The sequence below is a fragment of the Achromobacter sp. SIMBA_011 genome (assembly GCF_046535435.1).
GTDB classification, from domain to species: domain Bacteria; phylum Pseudomonadota; class Gammaproteobacteria; order Burkholderiales; family Burkholderiaceae_B; genus Achromobacter; species Achromobacter dolens.
The window spans coordinates 305,079-328,399 of sequence record NZ_JAWRWN010000001.1; the positions used below are offsets into that span (position 1 = coordinate 305,079).

Here is a 23,321-nt window from a genome sequence, read left to right on the forward strand (position 1 = left end):
GTAAGTCATGGCCGGCTGCCCGCGCAGCCGGCCATGACGGGCAACACACACTCTTCATGCCCCCTCCGCTCCAGCAGCGCCACAACTGTCGACGCACGCAGGCCGGCGCGGCGAGGGGCGGGCGGGGCGCGCCGTGTAGATGCGCCCGAGGGAATCCGTAGGCAGCCGCCTCAGGCGGCAACGAGGATGACGATGGGGCAGTCCGGAGCGAAGGCTCCGGACCGCAATCGTAGGCGCGCCCCGCCCGCCCCTCGCCGCGCCGGCCGACCTACGAAGCACGACTCGCCAAGCAAAAACCCCAAAGCAAGAAAACAAAAAAGCCGGCAAGCCGCAATCCGCGACCCACCGGCTTCCAGCCGATCAGAGAAACGCTCACACGGGATAAGTCCCCGGCAGCAGAATGCTCCGATCCCCCACTTCGATATTGCGCCGCCCGCAAAGCGCCATCGTCGTATCCATTTCCTTGTACAGGATCTCCAGCACGCGCTTGACGCCCGCCTGCCCATATGCGCCCAGGCCGTAAAGGAACGCCCGCCCGATCATCGCCCCGCGCGCGCCCAGCGCCACCGCCTTGAGGATGTCCTGCCCCGAGCGCACACCGCCATCCATCCACACTTCGATCTTCGACCCCACCGCATCCGCGATCGACGGCAGCGCCGCGATCGACGACATCGCGCCATCGAGCTGGCGCCCGCCGTGGTTGCTGACGATCAGCGCATCCGCGCCGCTGTTGGCCGCCAACTGCGCATCCTCGACATCCAGGATGCCCTTGATGATCAGCTTGCCGCCCCAACGCTGCTTGATCCATTCCACATCGTCCCAGCTCAACCGCGGATCGAACTGCTCGGCCGTCCACGACGACAGCGACGACAGGTCGCTCACGCCCTTGGCGTGGCCGACGATGTTGCCGAAAGTGCGGCGCTTGGTGCCCAGCATGCCCAGGCACCAGCGCGGCTTGGTCGCCAGGTTGATCAGGTTGCGGATCGTCGGCTTGGGCGGCGTCGACAGCCCGTTCTTGATGTCCTTGTGGCGCTGGCCCAGGATCTGCAGGTCCAGCGTCAGCACCAGCGCCGAGCAGCCCGCCGCCTTGGCCCGGTCGATCAGGTTGCCGACGAACTCGCGGTCGCGCATCACGTAGAGCTGGAACCAGAACGGCTTGCCGGTGGCCGCCGCCACGTCTTCCAGCGAGCAGATGCTCATGGTCGACAGCGTGAACGGCACGCCGAAATCGGCCGCCGCCTTGGCCGCCAGGATCTCGCCATCGGCATGCTGCATGCCGGTCAGGCCCGTCGGCGAAATCGCCAGCGGCATCACCGCGTCCTGGCCCACCAGCGTGGTGCGCAGCGAACGGCCTTCCATGTTCACCGCCACGCGCTGGCGCAGCTTGATCTTCTGGAAATCGCTTTCGTTGGCGCGGTAGGTGCCTTCCGTCCAGGCGCCCGAATCGGCGTAGTCGTAGAACATGCGCGGCACGCGCTTGCGCGCAATCGCACGCAGGTCTTCGATGCAGGTGATCGTGGAGAGGTCAGCGGTCATGGTTATTTTTCTGGGGAAAGTGGGACGCGATCCCGCGGCGGCCAGCCCCGCGCGAACCCGCATGCGTCGTCCAGACACCCGCCGTTCACGCCGGGCGGCAAGGCCCGCGGCGCCGCCCAGTATACGCGCCGGGGCCGGCAAGCGCCCCTTGCCGGCCCCGGTTCCCCCCTTCATCGCGACCGCTTTGCGCCGCTGCCGACGCGGCCGCCGCCCCTGCCGCTAGCGCGGCCAGACCTTGCTCACCGCCCGGATCGTGGCCCATGCCACCCAGCGCGGGCTGGTCAGGCGCGCTCCCGGCAGGCGCCGCAGCACGTCCACCGCCAGGCCGCCGCGCCGGTGCCATTCCTTCTTGCGGGTCTGGCTGTCGGTCCAGCGGCCTTCGAGCCACGGAAATTCGCGCCGCCCCGGCTTGTAGACCGGCGGCGTGTTGTAGATCAGGATGTACGCCAGCCGCGGCTGCGGCGAGGTATTGGCGCCCGTGAAATGCAGCGTGCGCGCATCGTGCACGGTGCAGCCGCCGGGTTGCAGCGGCTCGGCCACCGCCTGCTCGCGCGGAAAATCGGCGCAGCATTCAAGCGGGTGCAGCGTCTTGTCGCCGCCGGGCGAGCGGTGCTCCAGCACCTCGCCTTTGTTCGAGCCCGGGATGAACTGCATGCAGCCGTTCTCCAGCGTGGCCGGCTGCAGCGCCAGCCAGATGCTCAGTTCGTTGTAGACGAAATCGGGCGAGCGGAACGCCTCGTCCTGGTGCCACGGCGTCTCGGGGCCGACCAGCGCCGGCTTGAGCAACGCGTGCTCGCCGTACAGCGCGGCGTCCTCGCCCAGCAACTGGCGCGCCAGCTCCAGCGTGCGCTCGTGATAGGTGGTCTTCAGCAGGCCCGGGGCATAATGGCGCGGATCGTGCAAACTGGGAAACTTGGCCGGCTTGGACGGGTCGTCGCGGCTGATGAAGTCGTATTGCGCCCCCTCGTTGTAGCCCGTCTTGTTCGCGAACAGTTCCAGCAGCGTGCGCCGGATATAGCCCACTTCGTCCTGCGGGCACATATCTTGCAGAGCCAGGTATCCCTGGTCCCTGTAGCGCGCTGTTTCTGCTTCCGACAACAAACTGGTCTCTTCCATAATGGCTTCTCCAAGCTTTGCTTGCGGGCGTTCCCGTTGGCACGTTTTGACATGTGCTCTAACGTATCGCTTCGATGCCCGAGGGGCCTATCGACCATCCGCTGTAGCCGGAACCGCCTAGGTCACCCGCGCGCCGCGGCGCATCATCCGAAGGAAAACCAATGCAAGACACCCATATCGAGACCGTCCACGTCACCGTCAGCGGTACCGTGCAGGGCGTGGGCTACCGCCATGCGGCGGTGCGGCGCGCGCACCTGCTGGGCGCCCGCGGCTGGGTGCAGAACATGCTGGACGGCACGGTCGAAGCCCTGGTGCAGGGCACGCCCGACCAGGTCGATCACATGCTGGAATGGCTGCGGCGCGGCCCGCCCGGGGCCGAGGTCGTCGAAATGGTCACGCGAAGGGAGTACACCGATAAGCGTTATGCCCATTTCGAACAGCTGTAGGGCGCGCGCCGCGGCCTGCGACGCTCATCCGAAAGCGGGTAGGAGACGCGGCGCGAAGAAGGATGAGCTCAGCGGTTGCGCAGCCAGCGCCCGCCGACCTGGTTGATGATCAGGCCGGCGAGCACGCAGCCCGCGCCCAGCCATTGCAGCGGCTGCAGCCGCTCGCCGAAGGCGGCCGACGCCGCCCACAGGCCCACCACCGGCACCAGCAGCGAGAAGGGCGCGATCTTGGCGGCCGGATGACGCGTCAGGAGCTGCGTCCACAGCGTATACGCCAACAGCGTGGCCAGCACAGCCAGGTACAACACCGACAGCGCCTCGCCCCAGCCGATCCCCAGGATCATGCCCGCCACCGCGTCCCAGCCGTCGGCCAGCACCGCCAGTCCCACGAACGGCAGCACCGGCGCGGCGCTGCTCCAGGCAATGAAGGCAAACGGGTCGTAGCCGGGCGCCGTGCGGCTGGCCAGCCGCACGATGATGTTCGACACCGCCCACATCGAGGCGCCGCCCAGCGTCAGCACGAATCCCAGCATGGGCATCTGGCCCGGCCCCTCGCCACGGCCGGCGGCAATCACCGCCAACCCCAGCGCCGCCACGCCCAGCCCAATCCAGTGATGCGGCCGCGCGCGCTCGCGCAGCACCGGCGCGGCCAGCAGCAGCGTGAAGAAGGCTTGGGTCTGGATCACCAGCGAGGCCATGCCCGCCGGCATGCCGAATTTCAGGGCCGTGAACAGCAGGCCGAACTGGCCCAGCCCCTGCACCAGCCCGTAGGCGGCGATCCACTGCCACGGCAGGCGCGGCGGACGCACGAACAGCACCAGGGGGAAGGCCGCCAGGGCGAATCGCAGGGCGCCCAGCATCATGGGGGAGAGGCCCTTGAGGCCGATCTTCATGATGACGAAGTTCAGGCCCCAGATCACCACCACCGTCAGGGCGCAGAGATAGTCTTTCTTGGAAAGTGGGGTAGCGGCGGACATCGCCCATTATCGCATTGCCCGCCCCCGAAAAACGCCGATTCAGCGGCTTGCCAGCACCTTTTTGAAGGCCTCGATGGCGCGGTCGATATCCTCGTCGTCGATATGGCGATGCGTCACGCAGCGCAGCCGCGTGCGGCCCCACGGACGGGTCAACAGGCCCGCGGCCTCCAGCGCGGTGACCCAGTGCGCATTGGTCATGCCGGTATCGGCGGTCTCGACCTGCACGATGTTGGTCTGCGGCACCGTCGCCGCCAAGGACGGGTCGAGCCGGTTCAGGCCATCGCTCAGGCGACGCGCGCGCGCGTGGTCCTCGACCAGGCGGTCGCCCATGGTCTGCACGCCTTCCAGCCCGGCCGCGGCCATGATGCCGGCCTGGCGCTGGGTGCCGCCAAGCATGCGGCGCAGCATGCGGGCGCGCGCCATCACCGGCCGCGCGCCGGTCAGCACCGCGCCCACCGGCGCGCTCAGGCCCTTGGACAGGCACAGCGACACCGTGTCGGCATGGCGCGTGATCTCGGCCGGCGCCACGCCCAGCGCCACCGCGGCGTTGAACAGGCGCGCGCCATCCAGGTGCACCGGCACGCCGCAAGCCTGCGCCATGCCGTGAACCGCCTGCATGTGGTCCAGCGGCAGCACCGTGCCACCGGCGTTGTTGTGCGAGGTCTCCATTGCCACCAGCGCGGTCTTGAGCTTGTGGCCACCGGACTGCAGCGCCTCTTCCAGGCGGTTCAGGTCCATGGCGCCATCGGTGCCCGGCACGCCCTGGTAGAACAGGCCGGTGAAGGTGGCGGCGCCGCGCTCGGACGTATACATGTGCGCGGCCGATTCCAGCACCACCTGCTCATTGCGCTGGGTCTGCGCCAGCACCGCCAGCAGGTTCGCCATGGTGCAACTGGGCACGAACAGCCCGGCTTCCTTGCCCAGGCGCGCGGCCACGTGGGCCTCCAGCGCGCGCACGCTGGGATCGCCGTCGAGCCCGTCGTCACCGATCGGGGCGGTGCGCATGCGCTCGTACATGGCGGCGGTGGGGTGGGTCACCGTGTCGCTGCGCAGGTCGACGAGTGCGCTGGAGGAGTCGACGGAAATCCGCTGGGTCATAACGATCAGTGCTGCAAAATTTTGGAAAGAAACTGGCGCGTGCGCGGCGCGCGCGCCTCGACATCGTCGAAGAAGGCCGCTTTCGGGCAGTCCTCGACGATCTTGCCGCCGTCCATGAAGATCACCCGGTCGGCGACGCGGCGGGCGAATCCCATTTCATGGGTCACCACCATCATCGTCATGCCTTCGCCGGCCAGGTCGGTCATCACGTCCAGCACTTCGTTGACCATCTCCGGATCGAGCGCCGAGGTCGGCTCGTCGAACAGCATCACCACCGGATCCATCGACAGGGCGCGGGCGATCGCCACGCGTTGCTGCTGGCCGCCGGACAACTCGCCCGGATGCTTGTCCTTGTGCGCCGACAGGCCGACCCGCTCCAGCAGCGCCAGGGCGCGTGCGCGCGCCTCGTCCTTGCCGCGCTTGAGCACCTTGAGCTGGCCCAGGCACAGGTTCTCGGTCACCGTCAGGTGCGGGAACAGTTCGAAGTGCTGGAACACCATGCCGGCCACCGAACGCAGCTTGGGCAGGTTGGTGCGCGGATCGCCCACCTGGATACCGTTGACCACGATCTCGCCCTTCTGGAAGGGTTCGAGCGCGTTGACGGTCTTGATCAAGGTCGATTTGCCCGAGCCTGACGGACCGCACACCACCACGACCTCGCCCCGGCCAACGGTGGTGGAGCAGTCATCCAGCACCTGGAAGTCGCCATACCACTTGCTGACCTGCTTGATCTCGATCATCGGGGGTTTCGAAGAGAGTTGCATCGTTGGACCTGTGGATAACCTGGGCGCCTAGCGCAGCACCCGCACGCGCTTTTCCAGCCGTTTGACCAGACGGGATGCCGTGAAGCAGATCACGAAATACACCACCGCCACGAAGAGATAGAGTTCCACCAGCCGGCCGTCGCGCTGGCCGATCTTGGACGCCGCGCCCAGAAAGTCGGTCAGTGACAGCACGTACACCAGCGAAGTGTCCTGGAACAGGATGATGACCCGCGTCAGCAGCGCCGGCACCATGTTGCGGATCGCCTGCGGCAGGATCACGTAGCGCATGCCCTGCCAGTGGTTCAGGCCCAGCGCCATGCTGGCCGAGACCTGGCCGCGCGAGATCGACTGGATGCCGGCGCGCATGATCTCGCAGAAGTACGCGGCCTCGAACAGCGTGAAGGTCACCACCGCCGAATTGAAGGCCCCCACCCGCAGCGGCGTGGGCGAACCCACGATCCAGGCGGCGATGTAGGGCACCAGGAAGTAGAACCAGAAGATCACCAGCAGCAGCGGCACCGAACGCATCACGTTCACGTAGATGCCCGCCGGCACCGACAGGATCCGGAAGCGCGACAGCCGCATCATGGCCAGCACCGTGCCCAGCGCCAGCCCCATCACCGCCGCCAGCAGCGTCAGGGTCAGCGTGAAGGTCATGCCGGTCTGGAACAGGTACGGCAGCGCGCTGCCGATGACGTCGAAATCGAATTTGCCCATGTCGATTCCTAGCGTCCGTTCTTGGCCGCCGCGCCGATCAGGCCGGGAACCGCCACATGGCGTTCAAGCAGGCGCATGCCCAGGACCACCATGCCGTTCAGGATCAGGTAGATCACGGTCGCGGCCGTGAAGGCTTCGAAGATATGGAAGCTGAACTCCGCCATCGAGCGGGTCTGCCCGGTCAGCTCCAGCAGGCCGATGGTCAGCGCCACCGACGAATACTTGATCGTGCCCATGAACTCCGAAGTCAGGGGCGGCAGCACGATGCGATAGGCCTCGGGCAGGATGATGTAGCGGTACACCTGCGTCTCGGTCAACCCCAGCGCCGTGCCCGCCTGGAACTGGCCGCGCGGCAGCGACTGGATGCCCGCGCGCAGTTGCTCGGCCACGCGCGCCGAACCGTAGAAGCCCAGGCACAGCACCGCCGGCAGGAACTGCCCCCAGGGCTGCGGCATCTGCTTCATGGCCAGCCCCCAGGCGTGCGGCAGCAGCTCGGGCAGCACGAAGTACCACAGGAACATCTGCACCAGCAGCGGCACGTTGCGGAAAATCTCGACATAGGTCGCGCCGACGGCATTGGCCAGGCGCGACGAGGCGGTGCGCATCACGCCCAGGCACGACCCCAGCAACAGCGAGAACACCCACGCCGTCAGGGCCAGCGCCAGGGTCCAGCCCACGCCGATCAGGATCGTCTCCAGGAAGGTATGCACGCCGTCGGGCGACATCTCCAGGAAGATGCTCCAGTTCCAGTTGTAATTCATGCTTCAGGACCTGTGGACAACCAAAGAAGAGGGCGCCGGCGGGCGGCGCCCCGGGTCGCGCGGCGCCGCGACGCCCATGACAGGGCCGCCGCGGCGGGCCGGCTTACTCGTAGGCCTTGGGGTCGCCGGAGTCGGTCGGATGCGCCAGCGCGCGCTTGAGCGCGTCGCTCATCGGGTACTTCAGGTTGATCTGCTTGGGCGGGATCGGCGAGTTGAAGTACTTGTCGTAGATCGCGGCGACGCGGCCGCTCTTCATCAAGTCCAGCACGGCCTCGTCCACCACTTTCTTGAAGGCCGGGTCGTCCTTGGGTTGCATGATGCCGTAGGGCGCCAGTTCCAGGCCCTTGGTGCCGATCACGAAAGCGTCCGGGTTCTTGGACGAGGCCACCACGCCATAGGCGATGCCGTCATCGTTGGCCGACCCGGCGGCGCGTCCGGATTCCACCATCAGCAGCGTTTCCGCCGTATCCTTGGTGGGCGCCATGGTGATGCCCAGGTTGCCCTCGGCGTTCAGGCGCGAGATCAGCTTGAAGGTCTGGCCGCCGGCCTGCGCGGCGATGGTCTTGCCACGGAACGACGCCAGGTTGTTGGGATCGACGCCGCCATCCTTGCGCGCCACCAGCACCACCTGCGCCACGAACGTGGTGGGCGCGAACGACACCAGCTTGTGGCGTTCGAGGTTGTTGGTGGTGTTGCCGCATTCCAGGTCGATGGTGCCGTTGGCCAGCAGCGGGATGCGCGTGGCGGACGTGGTCGGGTTGTAGCGCACGTCCAGCTTGGGCAGTTTCAGCGCGGTCTTGATGTGCTGGGCGATTTCCTGGCAGATTTCGACGGTATAGCCGATCGGCTTCTGGTTGCCGTCCAGGTAGGCGAACGGCACCGAGGTCTCGGGGTGGCCGATGGTGATCACGCCGGTGTCGCGGATCTTGTCCAGGCGGCTGGGGCCTTCGGCGTGGGCGGCGGCGCTGCCGAACAGGACGGCGGCGACCGAAATCGCGGCAAATGCTTTCATCGTATTCCCTTGGCGCCTGTCGAGCGGCGCATGTTTATGTTCACGAACAGCGGTGCCGGATTGCATGCGAACCGCCGCGTCCCGCGATGAGCCCCGCGGCTGGCAAAAAGTATCAACTAGCGTTATGGTTTTATCCAGTTCCAATCGGGTATTCCTCTATACGGATTTGATATGGCCATTACACGAATGGGCTTGCGACACATCGAGGCTTTCCGGGCTGTCATGATGACCGGATCCATGACGGCGGCGGCGCGACGAGTGCATACCTCGCAGCCGCACGTTAGCCGCTTAATCGCGCAATTGGAAGCAATCACCCAGTTTCCCCTGTTCGACCGCAACGGCAGCCGCCTGACCCCCACCCAGGACGGCTCGCGCTTCTTTCAAGAGGTGGAAAAGACCTTCATCGGCCTGGCCGGCCTGGAATCGGCGGCGGCCAGCATCCGCTCGTTCAGCGCCAGCCGCCTGAGCGTGGCGGCCATGCCGCGCCTGGCCGGCGGCCTGCTGGCGCGCATCGTGGCCGCGTTCAAGACCGAATACCCGGACGTCATGGTCTCGATCCACTCCGGCAACGCCAGCGCCGTGCACAACTGGATCAGCTCGGGTTTCTGCGACACCGGCCTGGCGATGCTGTCGGGCGACAGCCCGGGCATCCAGGTCGAACCGGTGCTGACCATGAACTGCGTGGCGGTGCTGCCCAAGGGCCACCGGCTGACCAAGCTGAAAAAGCTCAAGCCCGCCGACTTTGCCGGCGAGCCCTTCATCGCCTTCCCCAGCGCCACGCCGCTGCGGGAGAAGATCGACGCGGTCTTCAAGGCCGCCAAGGTCGAGCGCCAGACGGTGGCCGAGGCCGGGCTGGGTTCGTCGGTATGCGCGTTGGTCGGCGCCGGCCTGGGCGTGGCGCTGATCAACCCGCTGGCGGCACGCGAGGAATACGAGGCCAACGGCGTCGAGGTCCGCCCCTTCAGCCCGGCGGTGCCGGTCACGGTGGCGCTGCTGTACCCGCCGTACCATACCCGTACCCGGCTGGTGAGCGTGTTCTCGCGCTATGCGCACCAGTTGATGCAGGAGGAAATGGCGGACCTGAAGGCGCGGCCGGGGCGATGAGGGCAGCGGCCCCGCGCCTGGAAACGACAAGGCCACGGAATCGGGGCCTTTTTTTGCCTGCGGCGGCCCGCCGTCAGGCGGTCGCGCCTTCCGGGCGCGGCTCGCGCAGATCCAGCCACGCCACCAGCAGCAATCCCCCCGCCAGCCCAAGATGCTCATAGAACGCATTGGCGGCCATGAAGCGCTCCTGCCCGGGCGCCATTTCCCAATAGCGCAGCGCAATGCCCGTGGCCACCAGCGTGAAGGCGGCCAGCGCCAGCGCCCCCAGCCAGCGCAGGCGACCGCTCAGGATCATGGCGGAGGCCGTCAGTTCCAGCGCGATCACCAGCACCGCGAACAACGGTCCGGGCGCCAGCCCGAAATGCGCCATCTCCGCCAGCGCGCCGGGAAAGTCGGTCAGCTTGACCAGCCCGCCCTGCAGGTACGCGGCGCACAGGCCCAGGTAGGCCAGGAACCGCACGGCGCAGGAGCCGAACAGCGGCCGGGCCAGGCTGGCCAGCCGCCGCTCCCATTGAAAGGTCGCGTTCATGGCCGGCCCCCTCAGACAGCCCAGCAGGAACAACCCAGGGCGCCGAAGAAGCCCTGGAGGTCGGAACTGGGCGCGTTCGAGGCCCAGGCCTTGGCATGGTCATGCCCGTGCAGTCCGCAGTTGGTGGCGCACGCGCAGGCCGCCATGTTGCGATAGCCCAGCGAATTGCGGCCGGCGCCGTCGGGGTCGCCCCAGGCGGCATAGCCGCCGAACAGGCGCGTGGGCGACCAGTCCGGCATGGCCGGCGGCAGCGCGTTGTCGTCCTCGGCCCCGAATTCGCCCGCGCCGTAGACCACGCGGCCGCCGACCACCGTCAGGTCCGAGGTCAGGAACGAGATCTCGTCCTCGCTGCAGCGGAAATAGTCCTTGCTCGGCACGATGAAGTCGGCCAACTGGCCCGGCTGGATGCGGCCGCGCTTGCCTTCCTCGTTGGCGAACCAGGCCACGTTCTCGGTCCACATGCGCAGCGCGGTCTCGCGGTCCAGGCAGTTGCGCGCCGGGTAGAGGCGGGTGCCGCCCACGGTCTTGCCCGTCACCATCCACGACAGCGACACCCACGGGTTATAGGACGCGACCCGGGTGGCGTCGGTGCCGGCCGAGACCTTCACGCCGCGATCCAGCATCTTGGCAATGGGCGGCGTGGCCTCGGCCGCGACCGCGCCGTAGCGCTCGATGAAATACTCGCCCTGGTAGGCCATGCGGTGCTGCACGGCGATGCCGCCGCCCAGCGCGGCGATGCGATCGATCGACTTGTCGGAAATGGTCTCGGCATGGTCGAAGAACCAGTTCAGGCCGGTCAGCGGCGTGTCCTGGTTGACCTTCTCGAACACGTCCAGCGCGCGCGAAATGGTCTCGTCATAGGTGGCATGCAGCCGCCACGGCCACTTGTTCTGCACCAGCACGCGCACCACTTCCTCCAGCTCGCCTTCCATCTCGGGCGGCATGTCCGGGCGCTCGACGCGGAAGTCCTCGAAGTCGGCGGCCGAGAACACCAGCATCTCGCCGGCGCCGTTGTGGCGGAAGTAGTCGGTGCCCTGCTTGTACTTCACGCTCGAAGTCCACTTGAGGAAATCTTCCTTTTCCTGCTTGGGCTTCTGCGTGAACAGGTTGTAGGCCAGCCGCACCGTCATCTGGCCTTCGTCGGCCAGCTTCTGGATCACGGCGTAGTCGTCGGGATAGTTCTGGAAGCCGCCGCCCGCGTCGATCACGCCGGTCACGCCCAGGCGGTTCAGCTCGCGCATGAAATGGCGCGTGGAATTGACCTGGTAGTCGAACGGCAGCTTGGGGCCCTTCGCCAGCGTGGCGTACAGGATGGTCGCATTCGGCTTGGCCAGCAGCAGCCCGGTGGGGTTGCCCTGCGCATCGCGGATGATCTCGCCGCCCGGCGGATTGGGCGTGGTCTTGGTGTAGCCCACCGCGCGCAGCGCGGCGCCGTTGAGCAGGGCGCGGTCGTACAGGTGCAGCAGGAACACCGGCGTGTCGGGCGCGATGGCGTTGATTTCTTCGATCGTGGGCAGGCGCTTTTCGGCGAACTGGTGCTCGGTGAAACCGCCCACCACCCGCACCCATTGCGGCGCCGGCGTGATGGCGACCTGGCGCTTGAGCATCGCCATGGCGTCGGCCAGCGAGCGCACGCCGTCCCAGCGCAGTTCCATGTTGTAGTTCAGGCCGCCACGCACCACGTGGGTGTGGTTGTCGAACAGACCGGGCAGGGCGCTTCGCTGCTTGAGGTCGACGCGCCGGGTGCCGGGCCCGGCCAGCGCCATGACCTCGGCGTCGGTGCCGACGGCGACGAAGCGGCCGTCCTTGATGGCCACGGCGCTGGCCAGCGGCTTGGCGCGGTCCAGCGTGGTGATGCGGCCGTTGTGGAAGATGACATCGGGAGTGGCGTTCGAGGCATTTGACATGGGGGGTTCTCCTTTGGAACGGGCAGTGGCACATCCGCCCAACAGGCTGTTCAGAGCAAGCGTGGAAGCAACACCGATAAGGTCGCGGCGGGTCGGCATACGATTATCTCCTCTGGTGCGGGAAGGGAATCAGCTATGGTCCTTGTCTTTCCCCTGTCGGCCGGGCAGTTGCCCGAATACGTGGCTGACCGCCTTCTCCTTGTCGCAGGCGGCAACGAACGCCGTGCCGTTGAGCAGTTGCTTGCCCACCGGCACGATCTGCTCGCCGACCAGGATGCCGAGCAGGCCGATCAGCGCCACCAGCGGCGGCGCGGGCGAACGCACCTGCAGCAGGCTGTACACCACGCCGACCAGCAGGCCGGCGCCCAGGGAAAGTAGATAGATCTTCATGTGCGTCCTCGTGTGTGTGATGGGTCATGCATGGGTATCGGCCAACAGCAGCTCGGCATCGTCCAGAGCGGTGATGCGCACGTCGGTCTCGTCCAGGATCGCGGCGCCGTCGCCGCTGCCGATCTCGACATCGTTGACGGTCAGCCGTCCCTTGGAAGACACCAGGTAGCCACGGCGCCGTCCGTGCGCAAAGCGATACGTGGCGGCTTCGCCGGCCTTGAGCGCCACGGCCAGCAGCCGCGCGTCGCTGCGGATCGGCAGGGCGTCGTCGTCACCCTCGATGCCGCTGGCCAGCGTGACGAAGCGGCCGTTGCAGGCCTCGCGGGCGAACGACTTGCGGCCCCAGCTAGGCGGCACGCCGCGGCGGTCCGGCTCCAGCCAGATCTGGAACACCCGCGCGGGGCCGCCTTCCATATTGAATTCGGCGTGCGTCACGCCGCTGCCGGCGCTCATGACCTGCACGTCGCCGGCACGCGTGCGGCCGCGGTTGCCCAGGTCATCCTCGTGCGTCAGCGCGCCTTCGCGCACGCAGGTAATGATTTCCACATCGGTATGCAGCAGCGGCGGAAAGCCCGCGCCCGGCGCGATGGTCTCGTCGTTCCAGGCCCGCAACGCGCCCCATCGCATGCGCGCGGGATCCTGGTAATTGGCGAACGAGAAATGATGCTTCACGTCGAGCCAGCCGCGGCGGGCATGGCCCAGGGTGGTAAGGGGACGGCGCTCGATCATGACGAGACTCCAGGTCGGGTGAATGGGTGCCGCGCGATGCGGTCAGCGTTTCAACGCCAGGAAGTGATGCACTTCGGGCTTGTGGGGGCCGATATGGAAGCGCAGCGCCTCGGCCTGCAGGTCGGCATCGGCGTGCGAGACGCGATGATGCTGGCGCAGATGCTCGGCCCACGACTCCACGAAGAACCACTCCATCACGCGCTCCGGATCGCCCGTGTGCTCGACCACGCCCCAGGCGTAGGCGCCGTCGCGCAGCCGCTCCTGCGACAGGCGCTGCATCGCTTCCAGGAAGGCGGGACGATCCGCCTGCCGAACGCGATACTCGACCTGGATCAGCACCGGACCGCGGTCATTGGCCACCGGCGCGGACACCAGCGGCTCGGGCCAGTGGTTCGACGCCTGCAGGTCGGCCTCGCCCACCGGCAGCCGCGCCCGGTGGAACAGCAGCGCCACGGCCACCAGGCCGACCGCGCTCACCACCAGCGCATACGGCACGCCGATCTCCCGCGCCACCAGGCCCCAGCCCAGGCTGCCCGCCGCCATCGCGCCGTTGAACACCATCAGGTACACCGCCAGGCCGCGGCCCCGCACCCAGTTGGGCAGAATCGCCTGGGCCACGCCATTGAACGTGGTCAACGCGGTAATCCAGCCCATGCCCAGCAGCACCAGCATCAGCACCGCCAGCCACTTGGGCGGCGCGAACACCAGCACGCCCATCACCACCGCGCTGACGACCGAGGCCAGCAGCACCAGGCCGTCGGCGTTGAGCTTGGCGCCCAGCTTGGGCATGACCAGCGCGCCGATGATGGCCCCCGCGCCCACGGCGCCCAGCAGCACGCCATAGAAGCCCGAGGAGCCGCCCAGCATCTGCCGCGCCACCAGCGGCAGCAGGGCCCAGACCGCGCTGGCGAACAGGAAGAACACGGCGGCGCGAAGCAGCACGCGATGCAGTTCCTTGCTGGCCCGCGTGTAGCGCAGGCCGGCACGGAACGCGCCGAAGAAATTCTCCGACAGGGCGCTATCGACCTTGGCCGGCCGCTTCCACCACAGCAGGGCCGCGATCACGAACACATAGCTCAAGACGTCCATGCCGTAGGTCACCGCCGCGCCGAAGCTGGCCAGGATCAGGCCGCCCGCCGCCGGACCGATGGCGCGCGCGATGTTGATGCCCAGGGAATTGAGCGCCACGGCGCCCTTGAGGTCCTCGCGCGGCACCAGCTCCGGCACGATCGACTGCCACGTCGGGCCCATCAGCGCCGCGCCGATGCCGCCGACGAACGTCAGGGTGATCAGGTAGTCCACCGTCAACGCGCCAAAGTGCGACAGCAGCAGCAACGTGCCGCTGACCGATGCCAGCAGCAACTGCACGAAAATGAGGAAACGCCGGCGGTCCAGGATGTCCGACAGCACGCCGGCGGGAATCGCCAGCAGGAAGATCGGCAGCGTCGCCGCCGTCTGGATCAGCGCCACCGCCGCCGGGCTGGCCGACAGATCGGTCACCAGCCAGGAGCTGGCGACGTCGCGCATGAAGCTGCCGACGTTGCCCAGCACCGCGGCCGCCCACAGTACGGCGAAGACGGGTTGGCGCAGCGGCACGAAGCCGCTGCCCGGGGAATGGGGGGGGTTGTTCGGCATGGAACGCTCCTGGATCGCTCGGGGTCGCCAGGGGCGTTCATCATGCCGCCTGCCGTGTTCGAAAGAGAATCACGCCGGGCCGGCCGGGGCGCTACCGCCGCCGGCCCGGCACGCGGCTTACTTGGCCGGGTTGGGGCCGATGCGTTCGCCGTGCGTCACGCGCTCGGCCAGCTTGTGCACGTGGGTGACGGCGTAGTCGATGCCCATGCCGTAGGCGCCCGAGTGTTCCTTGGCGATGCCGGTCACGGCGTCATAGGTCTCCTTGCGGGCCCAGTCGCGCTGCCATTCCAGCATCACCTGCTGCCAGGTCACCGGCACCACGCCGGCCTGGATCATGCGGTCCATCGCGTACTTGTGCGCGTCGGCCGAGGTGCCGCCCGAGGCGTCGGCCACCATGTAGATCTCGTAGTCGCCTTCCAGCATGGCGCACAGGGCGAAGGTGGTGTTGCAGACTTCGGTCCACAGGCCGGCCACGACGATCTTCTTGCGGCCGTTGGCGGCCAGCGCATCGCGCACGTTCTGGTCGTCCCACGAGTTCATCGAGGTGCGTTCCAGGATCTTGTTCTCGGGGAACACGGCCAGCAGTTCGGGAAAGGTGTTGCCCGAGAAGCCGTCGGTTTCCACGGTGGTGATGGTGGTCGGGATGTTGAAGGTGCGCGCGGCCTTGGCCAGGCCCACCACGTTGTTCTTGAGCGTCTGGCGATCGATCGACTGCACGCCGAAAGCCATCTGCGGCTGCTGATCGATGAAGATGATCTGGCTGTTTTGCGGGGTCAGGACTTCGAGGTATTTGTTGGCGGACATGGTGGCTCTCTCTTTCAAGGAATCGTTCAAGGAAATGCGGCTAGGTGAATTCGGGCACTGCGCAAACCGTTCCGGCCTGCCCCGCTGCCGTCGTGTCCGAATGCCGCTTGAGGGGTTTCGTTCACGTCGTCTGTCGGTATGGGCATATTAGGGATCCGCCCTTCGCCTGAGAATCCGCAACCGGGAATTGCATCCTTTCCATTTTTTGCATGATCCCCGTGACCCGGGTGTTTCCGGCCCGGCCTTCCCCGGGCGTTCTTGTTCGTCACATAGCCAGCCGCTATCATCGACGCCACTTTCTTTGCGAGAATCATCATGAACAAACTGCCGGATCTGGAAGGCTGGGCGATCTTCGCCAAGGTCGCCGACACGGGCTCGTTTGCCAAGGCGGCGGCCGAACTGTCCCTGTCCCAGGCCACGGTGTCCAAGACCATCACCCGTCTGGAAACCAAGATGAAGACCATGCTGTTCCACCGCACCTCGCGCAGCATGTCGTTGACGGAGTCCGGCTATGCGGCGCTGGAGCGCGCCGCGCGCATCCTGGAAGAGGGCGAGGCGGTCGAGGCCGAGGTCACCGAGAAATCCACCAGCCTGCGCGGCAAGATCCGCCTGGCCGCGCCCATGTCCTTCGGCGTCACGCACCTGGCGCCGATGCTGCCGCCCTTCATGCAGGCGCATCCCGACGTGGACCTGGAGATCGAATTCAACGACAAGCAGTCGGACCTGGTGTCCGAACGCTTCGACCTGGCCCTGCGCATCTCCAACCTGGTGGACTCGACGCTGCTGGCGCGGCGGCTGTGCTCGGTGCGCATCCTGCTGGTGGGCGCGCCCAGCTACTTCAAGCGCGCCGGCAAGCCCAAGCATCCGCGCGACCTGGCGCAGCACACCGCGCTGCAGTACATGTACGCGCGCAACGGCTCGAGCTGGCGCTTCCGCCACGACAAGCACGGCGAGTTCTCGCAGTCGCTGCCGGTGCAGTTGAACGTCAACAACGCCGAGGCCTTGTCACCGGCATTGCAGGCCGGCCTGGGCCTGGCGCTGCAACCGGAATTCCTGGCCTGGGAAGACCTGCAATCGGGCGCGCTGGAAACCGCCATGGACGACTGGCGTGTCGACCCCATCGCGCTGCACATCGTCACGCCGCCCGGACGCCGGCGGCCGGCGCGGGTGCAGGCGCTGATTGAATACCTGGCGGAACGGTTGACGGCGGAACCTTGGGCGAGTGACGTGCAGGGGTAGACAACGGGCCGGACGTGCGCCCCATGCAAAGGCGCCGGCAAAAAAAAAGGGGCTGCGCAAGGCAGCCCCTTTTTCATGCACGCCGCGAAGCCCGGTCGGGCTTGCGGGCAACCCTGCCGATCAAACGTCGATGTTCCCCGCCGACAGCGCATGCGCCTCGATGAAGTTGCGGCGCGGCTCCACGTCGTCGCCCATCAGCGTGGTGAAGACCTCGTCGGCCGCGATGGCGTCCTCGATCTGCACGCGCAGCAGGCGGCGCACCTTCGGGTCCATGGTGGTTTCCCACAACTGATCGGGGTTCATTTCGCCCAGGCCCTTGTAGCGCTGCTTGGAGATGCCGCGTTCGGCTTCGCTGCGCAGCCACTGCATGGCCTCGCGGAAGTCGGAGACGCTTTGCTCCTTGCGCTTGTCGCCTTCGCCACGGGCGACCAGCGACTGCGGGCCGACCTTGCCGGAGAAGCTCTTGGCGGCCTTGGACAGGATGGCGTAATCCGAACCGCCAATGAAGTCGGCGTCGATGATGCTGACGCGCACGTTGCCGTGATGCATGCGCTGGATCGACAGGCGATGGCGTTCGGTGGCCGCGTCGAATTCGGGCACGACTTCGACGCCATTGCCGCTGATCGGATCGCGCATGGCATCGGCCAGGCGCTTGGCCGAATCGGCGGCGGCCTCGGCCGTGTCCAGATTGATCTCGACCCCCTCGGCCATGGCCGACAGCGCGGCCACGTCGAACACGCGCGACAGGCGCGCGATGACGCCGTCGGCGGCCACGTACTGGCGCGCCAGTTCGTTGAGCTCATCGCCGCGGATGATGTTGCCGCCCGCGATGATCTCGGCATCCTTCAGGGCCAGTTGCAGCATGAACTGCGCTTCTTCCTGGTCATCCTTCAGGTAGCGCTCTTCGCGGCCGACCTTGACCTTGTAGAGCGGCGGCTGGGCGATGTACACATAACCGCGCTGCACCAGCTCGGGCATCTGGCGGTACAGCAGCGTCAGCAGCAGCGTGCGGATGTGCGCGCCGTCCACGTCCGCGTCGGTCATGATGATCAGGCGGTGGTAGCGCAGCTTGTCGACGTTGAAGTCCGGGCCGATGCTGGTGCCCAGCGCGGTGATCAGCGTGGCGATCTGCTCGCTGGCGATCAGGCGGTCAAAGCGCGCCTTCTCGACGTTCAGCACCTTGCCGCGCAGCGGCAGGATGGCCTGGAACTTGCGGTCGCGGCCCTGCTTGGCCGAGCCGCCTGCCGAGTCGCCCTCGACGATGTACAGCTCGCACAGCGCCGGATCCTTTTCCTGGCAGTCGGCCAGCTTGCCGGGCAGGCCGGCGCCTTCCAGCACGCTCTTGCGGCGCGTCATTTCGCGCGCCTTGCGGGCCGCTTCGCGCGCGCGGGCGGCTTCGACGATCTTGCCGCACAGCGCCTTGGCGTCGTTCGGATGCTCCAGCAGCCAGGTTTCCAGCGTGCGGGCCACGGCCTCTTCGACCGCCGGGCGCACTTCGCTCGAGACCAGCTTGTCCTTGGTCTGGCTGCTGAACTTGGGTTCGGGCACCTTCACCGACAGCACGCAGGCCAGGCCTTCGCGCATGTCGTCGCCCGAGGTCTCGACCTTGGCCTTCTTGGCCAGTTCGTTGTCGGTGATGTACTTGTTGATGATGCGGGTCATCGCCGCGCGCAGGCCGGTCAGGTGCGAACCACCGTCGCGTTGCGGGATGTTGTTGGTGAAGCACAGCACGCTTTCGCTGTAGCTGTCGTTCCACTGCATCGCCACTTCCACGCCCACCGGCACGCCGCCGGCCGACGACTCGGTGGTGACCGAGAACACGTTCGGGTGCAGCACCGTCTTGGCGCGATTGATGTATTCGACGAAGCCCTTCACGCCGCCGGAGAAGGCGAAGTTCTCTTCCTTGCCCTGGCGCTGGTCGATCAGGCGGATCTTGACGCCGTTGTTCAGGAACGAGAGCTCGCGCAGGCGCTTGGAGAGGATCTCGTAGTGGTATTCGACGTTGGTGAAGATGATCGGGTCGGCAAGGAAGCGCACTTCGGTGCCGCGCTTGTCGGTCGTGCCGGTCACGGCCAGGGGCGCGACGCGCTCGCCCTGGCGGAATTCCATCTGGTGCACTTCGCCGTTGCGGCGGATGGTCAGGCGCAGCCACTCGGACAGCGCGTTCACGCACGACACGCCCACGCCGTGCAGGCCGCCGGACACCTTGTACGAGTTCTGGTCGAACTTGCCGCCCGCGTGCAGTTCGGTCATGACGATTTCCGCCGCGCTGCGGTGGAATTCGTCGTCCTTGTGGATATCCGTGGGAATGCCGCGGCCGTTGTCGGTGACCGAGATCGAGTTGTCGGTGTGGATGGTGACGACGATGTCGTCGCAATAGCCGGCCAGCGCTTCGTCAATGGCGTTGTCGACGACTTCGAACACCATGTGGTGCAGACCGGTGCCGTCCGATGTGTCGCCGATGTACATGCCGGGGCGCTTGCGCACGGCCTCCAGCCCCTTGAGCATCTTGATCGAGTCGGCGCCGTAGCCGCCGTTCTCGGGAGTGGTGTTCTGCTGATCTGACATGTCTGTATCGATAACGCTTTAAAGAACGGCCTGGCGGCCGGACCGCCGGCGGGCCATCGGGCCCGCGGGCGGCACAAACCCACAGTTGCGCGGACTCAGATCCGCATGGGCATGACGACGTACTTGAACTGGTCGTCTTCGGGCAGGGTGATGAGCGCCGACGCGTTGGCATCGGGCATGACCGACCACTGGATGTTGTCCACCTTGACGTTGGACAGCACGTCGAGCAGGTAGCCGACGTTGAAGCCCACGTCCAGCGGCTCGTGGCCGTAGTCGATGTCGATTTCTTCCTGCGCCTCTTCCTGCTCGGCGTTGGAAGAAGAAATCTTCATCTGGTTCTGCGCCAGTTGCAGGCGCACGCCCTTGAACTTGTCGGTGGTCAGGATGGCGGCGCGCTGCAGGCTGCCCTGCAGGGCTTCGCGGCCCACCAGGAAGTGGCGCGTGTAGTTGGTCGGGATGACGCGGGTGAAGTCGGGGAACTTGCCTTCGACCAGCTTGGACACCAGCTCGACGTCGCCGAAGCGGAAACGGATCTGGCCCGGCGCCACGTCGATCGAGACGGGTTCGTCGGAGTCTTCCAGCAGGCGCTGCATTTCCAGCACGGTCTTGCGCGGCACGATCACTTCGTGGCGCTCGCTGATGCCGTCGGCTTCGGTGGAGCAGTGCGCCAGGCGGTGGCCGTCGGTGGCGACCGCGCGCACGCGGCCCGGTTCGAACACCAGCAGCATGCCGTTCAGGTAGTAGCGGATGTCCTGTTGCGCCATGGCGAAGTGCACCATGTTGAACAGGTGTCGCAGCGTGCGTTGCGGCATGGTCAGCGACACGTCCCACTGCTCGGGCTGGGCCACGGTGGGGAATTCGCTGGCGGCCAGCGTCTGCAGCGCGAAGCGGCTCTTGGCCGACTGCACCGACAACTTGTTGCTGGCCAGCGCCAGGCGCACGTCGCCGGTGTCCGGCAGGGCTTTCAGGATGTCCAGCAGCTTGCGCGCCGCCACCGTGGTGGACTCGTTGTCGTGACCCACGCCGAAGTCGGCGTGCGTGGTGATCTGCACTTCCAGGTCGGTCGCAATGAAGGCAACCTTGTTGCCTTCCTTGCGCATCAGGATGTTCGCCAGGATGGGCAGGGTATGGCGTCTTTCGACGATGCCCGCCACGGTCGACAGCGGTTTCAGCAATGCATCGCGTGTGGTTTGTACGAGTTGCATGGTCATCCTTTTAGAGTTTGTTCCAACACGTGCAGGGTATGGTTGAGCTCCGCTTGCTTGGCGCGGGCGTCGGAAATCTTGCGTACGGCGTGCAGCACGGTGGTGTGGTCACGGCCACCGAACAGATCGCCGATTTCCGGCAGGCTTTTCTGGGTCAGCTCCTTGGCCAGGTACATGGCGACCTGGCGCGGCAAAGCGATATTGGCCGGCCGGCGTTTCGAATACATGTCGGCCACCTTGATCTTGTAGAAATCCGCCACCGTCTTCTGGATGTTCTCGACGGTGATCTGGCCGTTGGACACGGACAGCAGATCCTTCAAGGCTTCCTTGCAGACGTCCACGGTGAGCACGTCGCGGCCATGGAAGCGAGCGTAGGCCAGCACCTTGCGCAACGCGCCTTCGAGTTCGCGCACGTTGCTGCGCAGGTGCTTGGCGATGAAGAACGCCACTTCCTCGGGCATCGGCACGCCCTCGGACTCGGCCTTGCGCAGCAGGATCGCCACGCGCATTTCGAGTTCGGGCGGCTCGATCGCGACCGTCAGGCCGGAATCGAAGCGCGAGATCAGGCGGCTGTCGATGCCCGACAGTTCCTTCGGATAGGTATCGCTGGTGATGATGATCTGCTTGCGCTGCGCCACCATCGCTTCGAACGCATAGAAGAATTCTTCCTGCGTGCGGTTCTTGCCGGAGAAGAACTGGATATCGTCGATCAGCAGCAGGTCGAGCGAATGGTAGTAGCGCTTGAAGTCATCGAACGCCTTGCGCTGGTACGCCTTGACCACGTCGGACACGTACTGGTCGGCATGCACGTAGCGCACGCGCACCCCGGTGCCCGCCGCCACCATGGCGTTGCCGATGGCGTGGATCAGGTGGGTCTTGCCCAGGCCCACGCCGCCGTACAGGAACAGCGGGTTGTACGACGTGCCCGGGTTCTCGGCCACCTGCAGCGCGGCGGCGCGCGCCAACTGGTTGGCCTTACCCGTCACGAAGTTCTCGAACGTCAGGTCGGTGTTCAGGCGCGAGCGCTCGTACACGATGTTGGCGGCGTCCGCGTTCACGGCCGCGGCCGCCGCGGTGGTCGCGACGGGGGCGGGCGCGGCGGGCTGCGCCGGCATGCCTGGCGGTGGCGCGCCGCCCAGGGGCGCGGCGGCCGAAGGCGCGGTCTGCACGGGCGGCTGCGCGCGCACCGGCGCCACCGGCATGCGCGGGGTGGCGCCTTGCGTGGGCAATTCGAACAGGACCTGTACCGGACGCTCGAACCACTCCGCGGCCAACGCTTCGATCTGGTGGGAGAAGTTCTTGCGCACCCAGTCCAGCTTGAACCGGTTGGGGGCGGCAACGCGCAGCACCGCCTGCGTTTCGTCATACGCAAGCGGGACCAGCGGTCGTATCCACGCGCTGATTTGTTGGGGGGGGAGTTCCTGCTCAAGACGACTGACGCAGGTCTGCCAGAATTCTTTCATGTCGCTCTTATTCAAACCTCGATTCTACCTTGCCTGGGCACGGGTTATCCACAGGGTAGGGCATGGGCGTGCACAATCTGCCCCCTTAACTGTTTGACAAGACAGGGAAAACTTGCTGAAATGGTGGGCTTTTCCGAATTCTGTCTGTCAGAAGGTTTCGCAGAAGGCCCAGGTTCACACGGGTAATAGGGTAATGGTTACACTTACCCCGCCCCCGGAACTGTGCCTTGCTGAATAGGTCGCCCGGGTATTGCCCGGACCAGAGCCCCGTCTACAAGCCTGTCTTTGCCAGCGAATCCGCATATCACATGCGATTCGCAGCGAAACGCTTACTAGATACCCGCTACCGGATTTGCGACCAGGAACCCTCCGGGCAGGTCCCTTCTGACTTTTGTTCTTTTTGTGGATCGTCCATGAAACGCACCTACCAACCTTCCGTTACCCGCCGCAAGCGCACCCATGGTTTCCGCGTGCGCATGAAGACCCGCGCTGGCCGCGCCATCCTGAACGCTCGCCGCGCCAAGGGCCGCAAGCGTCTGGCCGTCTAAGTCTCGCTGTCGCGCAGACACTTGACCCACGCCTGACCCGCAGTCCATGCCGCGCGCCACGCTTCCGCCGGAGGCGCGGCTGCATCGCCCCTCCGAGTTCGCCGCCGCCCTCAAAGGCCGGCGTCTGGCCCGAGGGGCGTTTTTCGTTGTGAGCGCCGCTTCCAACGATCTGCCCCCCGGCCAGGCTCCCTGTGCCCGGCTGGGCCTGGTGATCGCCAAGCGCTTCGCCGCCCACGCCACCACGCGCAACGCCCTCAAGCGGGTCATCCGCGAGGCGTTCCGCCACCGGCGGCTGGGGTTGCCGGCGAAAGACTACGTCGTCCGGCTGCACAGCAAGGTAACGCCCGCCACGCTCACCGCGCTGAAACAGGCGGCCCGGGCCGAAGCGGACGCTCACTTCGAGCGGATCGCGCGATGAACGGCCCATCCCCCCGGCAGGCAGGCCGCGCGCAGCGCGGGCGTTCCGTGGGGGCCGCAATCCTCATTGCCCCGATCCGGTTCTACAGGTTTTTCCTGAGTCCCTGGATCGGCCGGCAATGCCGCTTCACCCCGACCTGCTCGGCGTACGCGATCGAGGCGATCGAGCGCCACGGACCCTGGCGCGGCTTCTGGCTGATGCTGCGACGCATTGGCCGCTGCCACCCCTGGTCGCCCGGCGGCTGGGACCCGGTTCCCGCCGACAAGGGAACCAAGCGCGGGGCCTGCTGCTCCCATGGCCACCGCACCGAGCATGATTGACGCTAAACTGGCGGGCTTTGCTGGCCCGTATTCAC

At 66.6% G+C, this 23,321-nt stretch carries 23 protein-coding genes; 6 read left to right on the forward strand and 17 right to left on the reverse strand.

Going from position 1 to position 23,321, the window contains the following annotated elements; translation table 11 throughout:
- Positions 1 to 372: 372 nt before the first annotated feature.
- The gene (locus SB816_RS01430) at positions 373 to 1,536 is read right to left on the reverse strand and encodes an alpha-hydroxy acid oxidase (RefSeq protein WP_054418839.1); all 1,164 of its coding nucleotides are present in this window, start codon (positions 1,534 to 1,536) and stop codon (positions 373 to 375) included.
- Positions 1,537 to 1,755: 219 nt separating this feature from the next.
- Positions 1,756 to 2,652, reverse strand: a complete 897-nt coding sequence (locus tag SB816_RS01435) for a phytanoyl-CoA dioxygenase family protein (RefSeq protein ID WP_054504474.1) — start codon at positions 2,650 to 2,652, stop codon at positions 1,756 to 1,758.
- Between the two features lie 161 nt (positions 2,653 to 2,813).
- On the opposite strand from SB816_RS01435, the gene SB816_RS01440 reads away from it, so the two are divergent.
- Entirely contained in the window at positions 2,814 to 3,098 is a 285-nt protein-coding gene (locus tag SB816_RS01440; protein ID WP_054504473.1) for an acylphosphatase, read from the forward strand.
- 68 nt (positions 3,099 to 3,166) lie between these two features.
- On the opposite strand, the gene SB816_RS01445 is transcribed toward SB816_RS01440, so the two are convergent.
- The 6 genes from SB816_RS01445 to SB816_RS01470 all read right to left on the reverse strand — a co-directional run bounded on the left by SB816_RS01445 (position 3,167) and on the right by SB816_RS01470 (position 8,427).
- The gene (locus SB816_RS01445; RefSeq protein ID WP_054504472.1) at positions 3,167 to 4,075 is read right to left on the reverse strand and encodes an EamA family transporter; all 909 of its coding nucleotides are present in this window, start codon (positions 4,073 to 4,075) and stop codon (positions 3,167 to 3,169) included.
- Positions 4,076 to 4,114: 39 nt separating this feature from the next.
- Positions 4,115 to 5,173 (reverse strand): threonine aldolase family protein, encoded by a 1,059-nt coding sequence (locus tag SB816_RS01450; RefSeq protein WP_116791265.1) that lies wholly within the window; start codon positions 5,171 to 5,173, stop codon positions 4,115 to 4,117.
- 5 nt (positions 5,174 to 5,178) lie between these two features.
- Positions 5,179 to 5,913 carry an amino acid ABC transporter ATP-binding protein gene (locus tag SB816_RS01455; RefSeq protein WP_047992361.1) on the reverse strand — a complete coding sequence of 245 codons (735 nt, stop codon included), beginning with the start codon at positions 5,911 to 5,913 and terminating at the stop codon, positions 5,179 to 5,181.
- Positions 5,914 to 5,964: 51 nt separating this feature from the next.
- Positions 5,965 to 6,654 (reverse strand): amino acid ABC transporter permease, encoded by a 690-nt coding sequence (locus tag SB816_RS01460; RefSeq protein WP_049070337.1) that lies wholly within the window; start codon positions 6,652 to 6,654, stop codon positions 5,965 to 5,967.
- Positions 6,655 to 6,662: 8 nt separating this feature from the next.
- Positions 6,663 to 7,415 carry an amino acid ABC transporter permease gene (locus SB816_RS01465; RefSeq protein WP_054504470.1) on the reverse strand — a complete coding sequence of 251 codons (753 nt, stop codon included), beginning with the start codon at positions 7,413 to 7,415 and terminating at the stop codon, positions 6,663 to 6,665.
- A gap of 103 nt (positions 7,416 to 7,518) precedes the next feature.
- Entirely contained in the window at positions 7,519 to 8,427 is a 909-nt protein-coding gene (locus SB816_RS01470; RefSeq protein ID WP_054504469.1) for an amino acid ABC transporter substrate-binding protein, read from the reverse strand.
- Positions 8,428 to 8,598: 171 nt separating this feature from the next.
- Between SB816_RS01470 and SB816_RS01475 the strand changes: the two genes are divergently transcribed.
- Positions 8,599 to 9,531, forward strand: a complete 933-nt coding sequence (locus SB816_RS01475) for a LysR substrate-binding domain-containing protein (RefSeq protein ID WP_006389526.1) — start codon at positions 8,599 to 8,601, stop codon at positions 9,529 to 9,531.
- A gap of 73 nt (positions 9,532 to 9,604) precedes the next feature.
- Here SB816_RS01475 and SB816_RS01480 read toward each other — a convergent pair whose 3' ends face one another.
- The 6 genes from SB816_RS01480 to SB816_RS01505 form a co-directional block, all read right to left on the reverse strand.
- A complete protein-coding gene (locus SB816_RS01480) occupies positions 9,605 to 10,060 on the reverse strand; it encodes a DoxX family protein (protein WP_175189548.1) in 456 nt (151 codons plus the stop codon).
- A gap of 11 nt (positions 10,061 to 10,071) precedes the next feature.
- Entirely contained in the window at positions 10,072 to 11,967 is a 1,896-nt protein-coding gene (locus SB816_RS01485) for an amidohydrolase (protein WP_217484235.1), read from the reverse strand.
- Positions 11,968 to 12,096: 129 nt separating this feature from the next.
- Positions 12,097 to 12,357, reverse strand: a complete 261-nt coding sequence (locus SB816_RS01490; RefSeq protein WP_054504466.1) for a XapX domain-containing protein — start codon at positions 12,355 to 12,357, stop codon at positions 12,097 to 12,099.
- Positions 12,358 to 12,381: 24 nt separating this feature from the next.
- Positions 12,382 to 13,086 (reverse strand): pirin family protein, encoded by a 705-nt coding sequence (locus SB816_RS01495; protein ID WP_410546440.1) that lies wholly within the window; start codon positions 13,084 to 13,086, stop codon positions 12,382 to 12,384.
- A gap of 42 nt (positions 13,087 to 13,128) precedes the next feature.
- Positions 13,129 to 14,721: an MFS transporter gene (locus SB816_RS01500; RefSeq protein WP_410546441.1), complete on the reverse strand. Its 1,593-nt coding sequence runs from the start codon at positions 14,719 to 14,721 to the stop codon at positions 13,129 to 13,131.
- Between the two features lie 117 nt (positions 14,722 to 14,838).
- Positions 14,839 to 15,525, reverse strand: a complete 687-nt coding sequence (locus SB816_RS01505; RefSeq protein ID WP_047992354.1) for a hydrolase — start codon at positions 15,523 to 15,525, stop codon at positions 14,839 to 14,841.
- A 315-nt stretch (positions 15,526 to 15,840) separates the two neighbouring features.
- On the opposite strand from SB816_RS01505, the gene SB816_RS01510 reads away from it, so the two are divergent.
- Positions 15,841 to 16,764, forward strand: coding sequence for a LysR family transcriptional regulator (locus SB816_RS01510; RefSeq protein ID WP_054418849.1), 924 nt, complete (start codon positions 15,841 to 15,843; stop codon positions 16,762 to 16,764).
- A gap of 120 nt (positions 16,765 to 16,884) precedes the next feature.
- Here SB816_RS01510 and gyrB read toward each other — a convergent pair whose 3' ends face one another.
- From gyrB to dnaA, 3 genes are all read right to left on the reverse strand, one after another.
- Entirely contained in the window at positions 16,885 to 19,332 is a 2,448-nt protein-coding gene (gene gyrB / locus SB816_RS01515; protein WP_049070322.1) for a DNA topoisomerase (ATP-hydrolyzing) subunit B, read from the reverse strand.
- Between the two features lie 95 nt (positions 19,333 to 19,427).
- The gene (dnaN, locus tag SB816_RS01520; RefSeq protein ID WP_024067306.1) at positions 19,428 to 20,537 is read right to left on the reverse strand and encodes a DNA polymerase III subunit beta; all 1,110 of its coding nucleotides are present in this window, start codon (positions 20,535 to 20,537) and stop codon (positions 19,428 to 19,430) included.
- Positions 20,538 to 20,539: 2 nt separating this feature from the next.
- On the reverse strand, positions 20,540 to 22,000 hold the full coding sequence (gene dnaA, locus SB816_RS01525; protein ID WP_049070320.1) for a chromosomal replication initiator protein DnaA: 1,461 nt from the start codon (positions 21,998 to 22,000) through the stop codon (positions 20,540 to 20,542).
- 413 nt (positions 22,001 to 22,413) lie between these two features.
- On the opposite strand from dnaA, the gene rpmH reads away from it, so the two are divergent.
- The 3 genes from rpmH to yidD are packed head-to-tail and all read left to right on the forward strand — an operon-like array spanning position 22,414 to position 23,286.
- Positions 22,414 to 22,548: a 50S ribosomal protein L34 gene (gene rpmH / locus SB816_RS01530; RefSeq protein ID WP_003816025.1), complete on the forward strand. Its 135-nt coding sequence runs from the start codon at positions 22,414 to 22,416 to the stop codon at positions 22,546 to 22,548.
- 46 nt (positions 22,549 to 22,594) lie between these two features.
- Positions 22,595 to 22,966 carry a ribonuclease P protein component gene (locus tag SB816_RS01535; RefSeq protein ID WP_026382422.1) on the forward strand — a complete coding sequence of 124 codons (372 nt, stop codon included), beginning with the start codon at positions 22,595 to 22,597 and terminating at the stop codon, positions 22,964 to 22,966.
- Positions 22,963 to 23,286, forward strand: coding sequence for a membrane protein insertion efficiency factor YidD (gene yidD, locus SB816_RS01540; protein WP_049077350.1), 324 nt, complete (start codon positions 22,963 to 22,965; stop codon positions 23,284 to 23,286). Before SB816_RS01535 ends, yidD begins: the two co-directional genes overlap by 4 nt.
- The last annotated feature ends 35 nt before the right edge of the window (positions 23,287 to 23,321 follow it).

Excerpts from the sequence above, each read along its gene's own strand:
- SB816_RS01430 (WP_054418839.1), bottom strand. The coding sequence starts at position 1,536 with ATGACCGCTGACCTCTCCACGATCACCTGCATCGAAGACCTGCGTGCG.
- SB816_RS01435 (WP_054504474.1), bottom strand. The coding sequence starts at position 2,652 with ATGGAAGAGACCAGTTTGTTGTCGGAAGCAGAAACAGCGCGCTACAGG.
- SB816_RS01440 (WP_054504473.1), top strand. The coding sequence starts at position 2,814 with ATGCAAGACACCCATATCGAGACCGTCCACGTCACCGTCAGCGGTACC.
- SB816_RS01445 (WP_054504472.1), bottom strand. The coding sequence starts at position 4,075 with ATGTCCGCCGCTACCCCACTTTCCAAGAAAGACTATCTCTGCGCCCTG.
- SB816_RS01450 (WP_116791265.1), bottom strand. The coding sequence starts at position 5,173 with ATGACCCAGCGGATTTCCGTCGACTCCTCCAGCGCACTCGTCGACCTG.
- SB816_RS01455 (WP_047992361.1), bottom strand. The coding sequence starts at position 5,913 with ATGATCGAGATCAAGCAGGTCAGCAAGTGGTATGGCGACTTCCAGGTG.
- SB816_RS01460 (WP_049070337.1), bottom strand. The coding sequence starts at position 6,654 with ATGGGCAAATTCGATTTCGACGTCATCGGCAGCGCGCTGCCGTACCTG.
- SB816_RS01465 (WP_054504470.1), bottom strand. The coding sequence starts at position 7,415 with ATGAATTACAACTGGAACTGGAGCATCTTCCTGGAGATGTCGCCCGAC.
- SB816_RS01470 (WP_054504469.1), bottom strand. The coding sequence starts at position 8,427 with ATGAAAGCATTTGCCGCGATTTCGGTCGCCGCCGTCCTGTTCGGCAGC.
- SB816_RS01475 (WP_006389526.1), top strand. The coding sequence starts at position 8,599 with ATGGCCATTACACGAATGGGCTTGCGACACATCGAGGCTTTCCGGGCT.
- SB816_RS01480 (WP_175189548.1), bottom strand. The coding sequence starts at position 10,060 with ATGAACGCGACCTTTCAATGGGAGCGGCGGCTGGCCAGCCTGGCCCGG.
- SB816_RS01485 (WP_217484235.1), bottom strand. The coding sequence starts at position 11,967 with ATGTCAAATGCCTCGAACGCCACTCCCGATGTCATCTTCCACAACGGC.
- SB816_RS01490 (WP_054504466.1), bottom strand. The coding sequence starts at position 12,357 with ATGAAGATCTATCTACTTTCCCTGGGCGCCGGCCTGCTGGTCGGCGTG.
- SB816_RS01495 (WP_410546440.1), bottom strand. The coding sequence starts at position 13,086 with ATGATCGAGCGCCGTCCCCTTACCACCCTGGGCCATGCCCGCCGCGGC.
- SB816_RS01500 (WP_410546441.1), bottom strand. The coding sequence starts at position 14,721 with ATGCCGAACAACCCCCCCCATTCCCCGGGCAGCGGCTTCGTGCCGCTG.
- SB816_RS01505 (WP_047992354.1), bottom strand. The coding sequence starts at position 15,525 with ATGTCCGCCAACAAATACCTCGAAGTCCTGACCCCGCAAAACAGCCAG.
- SB816_RS01510 (WP_054418849.1), top strand. The coding sequence starts at position 15,841 with ATGAACAAACTGCCGGATCTGGAAGGCTGGGCGATCTTCGCCAAGGTC.
- gyrB (WP_049070322.1), bottom strand. The coding sequence starts at position 19,332 with ATGTCAGATCAGCAGAACACCACTCCCGAGAACGGCGGCTACGGCGCC.
- dnaN (WP_024067306.1), bottom strand. The coding sequence starts at position 20,537 with ATGCAACTCGTACAAACCACACGCGATGCATTGCTGAAACCGCTGTCG.
- dnaA (WP_049070320.1), bottom strand. The coding sequence starts at position 22,000 with ATGAAAGAATTCTGGCAGACCTGCGTCAGTCGTCTTGAGCAGGAACTC.
- rpmH (WP_003816025.1), top strand. The coding sequence starts at position 22,414 with ATGAAACGCACCTACCAACCTTCCGTTACCCGCCGCAAGCGCACCCAT.
- SB816_RS01535 (WP_026382422.1), top strand. The coding sequence starts at position 22,595 with ATGCCGCGCGCCACGCTTCCGCCGGAGGCGCGGCTGCATCGCCCCTCC.
- yidD (WP_049077350.1), top strand. The coding sequence starts at position 22,963 with ATGAACGGCCCATCCCCCCGGCAGGCAGGCCGCGCGCAGCGCGGGCGT.